Genomic DNA, 3,245 nt, shown 5'->3' with positions numbered 1-3,245 from the left:
TTAGATAGAGCTTGTTGCAAACAAAGGCTCTTTTTGTTTTACCATAAATTGCCACATTCTTTAATCTATAAGCTTTTCAGGGTATTTTGTCTCCCCGCAAGATCAAATTCTCACTTCTTTAGTCAGGGGTGATGAAGTTACCGCCGACGATGCCACTTTACTGAAGATGAGGGACATCGCTATACATTGTGCTGCTCACGTCAAAGCAATTCTTGGGTTTACTATTCCCCTAGACTGTAAACCTATTTGGTTGCTGGCCACTTTAGTAGAGCAACTGGGGCTAAAGTTGACTTTCCGTAAGCAGGGTAAACGTGGTCAACAGGTGAAACTTTTCTCTTTAGATAAAGAGCAATTGGAATTTGCAATGCATGTAATTGCTCATCGTGAAACGAAGCGTAATCAAAAAGAAAATCGAACCTATTATGCTCCCCAAACCCCTGCTGTGTATAGTGCAAACCCAAATCAGCAGCCCGTATCCATCCCCCCCCTTGATGCTATAGGGAACTCCCATTGCCAAGGGGAGGATACTACCGAATTTGAGTCGCCTCCGACCGATCGCATTACGCTACTCCATTGCGTAGAAATACTTCGCTCTAGCATTTCTCGTGGAGTAGACGCAATTAAAGGCATTCTCAAGCGATTGGTTGAGGATTTGCGCTGGGAGACGGTGCTGGAACTTGAAGCGATCGCGGCAAATGAACTGCGACTTGTCGAATCTCAAGTTCCTGAATTTTACAGCTTGCTAAGTGAAGAGGTATTGCCGATGGAGGGATAAAGCCTACGCCGCGACTGAGTTACGTAAATAAAGAGCAATCTATGCGTCATTTTTATCAGTGGCTTTCGCTTGAAATGTTGCCTATGGAATTGTCAATGGCTTTTTGGGAAAATACTTGTATCCCTTATCTGGAATAACTCCTGTCTAGATCGTCTTTGCTATATTTTCCGATCTAGAAATCCGCCCTCAACTTAGTATTGTTTTCAACAGTGCTATCATTTTCGCTACCATCTTTTAGCACCGGGGTCAGCATCGACAACGCTGCGATCGCTGAACTTGATCGGGTTCAACGTCGAGATACTCTTGCAGTTGCTCCAAATTTCGATGTCCGCTGATTTGCTGAATTACTCTCAGTGGAATTCCTGCATTGCTCATCAACGTCAGTGCAGTTCTCCGGCAACTATGAGTGCTTGCGCCTTCAATGTCTACTAGTTTGCACCCTCTCCGAAAAATCAGTGCTGCATAATCCTCATGCAAATGGCCGCGCCCCCAGCGTCCTGGGAAAAGATAGCTATCATTTGATATTTTTGGTTTATACAGTTCCAAGTGATGCCGCAGATCATCCAGCACAGGAATTGTACGAGTGGACAACTTCCCCTTCGTGCTGCCTTTGCGAATGTTCAGTTCTGATCTGACTTGCCTTCTGCTGTCATAAATATCTGGAATTTTCAGGGTGACACATTCGGAAACACGGCAGGCAGTGTAAAGCATCACCGCACCAAGTGTTTTATCCCGGACTGTGGTTAACCCCAAAGTAAACAGACGCTGGATTTCTTCCGGCGACAAAACCTTTGCCTTCCCGTGACGGTCAATTTTCACAGCCCCGAACCCCCGATAGTTAATCATCCTATCAGCGATCAGAACAAAACAGTTTTAAGTTTTGGAGTGCTAAGTGCTGAGTAACCGCTAAGATTTATCTTAGGGGATTGAAGCAAGGATGCATTATTTCTCGTGTAATAATCTCGAAATTAATATTTATTTTTTTTCCCAGGGCTGAAAAGCAGGGGCAACTCTTAGAGACGCTACCCGTAGCTAGCTTTTGAGTAGGGCTACAGACTCCCTATCCTGAATGCAATTATTTTTTACTCAGTACTATCCGCACTATTTCGGTGATCAAAAATTAGATAAGGCAATCCTGCAAGTGTTTAAGCCTGAGATAATTTTTGATCGCTAATGGTAGCCGTTGGCAGTAGCATCTCTTTACAAAAGCGATCGCCTACGGCGGGCGAGTACGCCATCGCTTGAAGAATGCGCTGACACATTTGGCGATGATAGCATCAAGGTAATTTATCATGACGAATTACACGATTTAACAAGCGTGTACAGTCCAATCTTACCTAGATGATACGTGAACATGAGCAATACAGGGCGGAAAAAAAAATTAGCATCTTTCAACTGCGATCAAAGGAAGTGGGAGCAGTTTATCGCCTGTTGCAACTCGAAAGGCACAACAGCAACAGCCACGCTGCTCGAATTTATCGATCTCTACTTAGGCGATTCCCAAGATAAGGTTGATGCAATAGGTCGGTAATAATTTAGACTAATGCCTAAACTTTAAGTTTAGTTGCTGGTAACAATAGTAACAGCAGTTTAGGAAGTAGCCCCAAAGACACAATCTTAACTAAGTGGCATCTCGCCTCAGAAAAAATTGAAGAAGAATTCGGCTATTCTGAATTCTTCTTCAATTTATTTTCTTTATCTAAGAAAGAATAAGACAAGACTTGCGTTGGTTGTGCTGGAGATGGAGGAAGTCGCCGCGACTGAACTGCGATCAAAGGAAGCGACTGTGCCTGATTTTTACGATTGCGTCTTCTTCCATTCTTCAAGAGTCAAGCAAGTTTTCCCAGTGGGTATTAATCCTGTGGTTGCTGACACACCGAACTTTGTCAGCGCATAATTTTCTACTTCTGCGTCCTTAAAGGCAAGTTCTACTACTGTTTGCTTTTCCTGCTTTGACAGAGGTTCAATCTTCACGTTTGCTGCGGTAGGAACAGGATTCGTTTTATCTCTGGTGAAATTTTTTACATTATAAAATTGCTCTTGTTCTGGCTTACCTGAGTTCAAGCATCCTTTAGACTTGACAAACAATCCTGTAGCCCAATATTTATTAACAAAGTGTTGCTTATTAACAAACTGCACCCCATTAGCTGCCCAGACGTAAACGGGATCAACATATCCTTTAGTTTTGGGAATTTTAGTTTCGCTACATCTTACTCCATCTCGCTTCCTACTTCTATAATCTCCGCATACCTTCCAAGTTATTCTATATAAGTTAGGTGTCTCCTCTACATATTGCCTTATTTGCTCCTGTACTTCCTTATCTTTTTGGCTTTGCACATCAGTTAACTTAGCTCCATAATCATTCTCTGCCTGAGCCACCTTGTCTCCTTCAGACTGGCAAGCCCCAGTACCCGCACCTATCAAAACAAGGGCTATGAGTAAACCGATTTTATTCATAAAAAACTCCAAT

At 43.0% G+C, this 3,245-nt stretch carries 3 protein-coding genes; 1 reads left to right on the top strand and 2 read right to left on the bottom strand.

Translation table 11 applies throughout. The features are described 5' to 3' along the window. Positions 1–166: 166 nt before the first annotated feature. Complete coding sequence (locus H6G26_RS40150; RefSeq protein WP_242054365.1) at positions 167–775, top strand: hypothetical protein; 609 nt, start codon at positions 167–169, stop codon at positions 773–775. A 246-nt stretch (positions 776–1,021) separates the two neighbouring features. Here the strand turns inward: H6G26_RS40150 and H6G26_RS40145 are convergent, their stop codons facing one another. Both H6G26_RS40145 and H6G26_RS40140 read right to left on the bottom strand, forming a co-directional pair. Beyond that, positions 1,022–1,594 carry a site-specific integrase gene (locus tag H6G26_RS40145; protein WP_347242603.1) on the bottom strand — a complete coding sequence of 191 codons (573 nt, stop codon included), beginning with the start codon at positions 1,592–1,594 and terminating at the stop codon, positions 1,022–1,024. A gap of 978 nt (positions 1,595–2,572) precedes the next feature. Further along, positions 2,573–3,245: hypothetical protein (locus tag H6G26_RS40140; protein WP_242054363.1), on the bottom strand; the 673-nt coding region annotated here is incomplete at its 5' end.

It is taken from the genome of Nostoc sp. FACHB-888 (genome assembly GCF_014696655.1).
Taxonomy (GTDB): domain Bacteria; phylum Cyanobacteriota; class Cyanobacteriia; order Cyanobacteriales; family Nostocaceae; genus Nostoc.
Note: the sequence above shows the minus strand (reverse complement) of the source record. Positions and strands in the feature narration are given on the sequence as shown.

Excerpts from the sequence above, each read along its gene's own strand:
- H6G26_RS40150 (WP_242054365.1), top strand. The coding sequence starts at position 167 with ATGAGGGACATCGCTATACATTGTGCTGCTCACGTCAAAGCAATTCTT.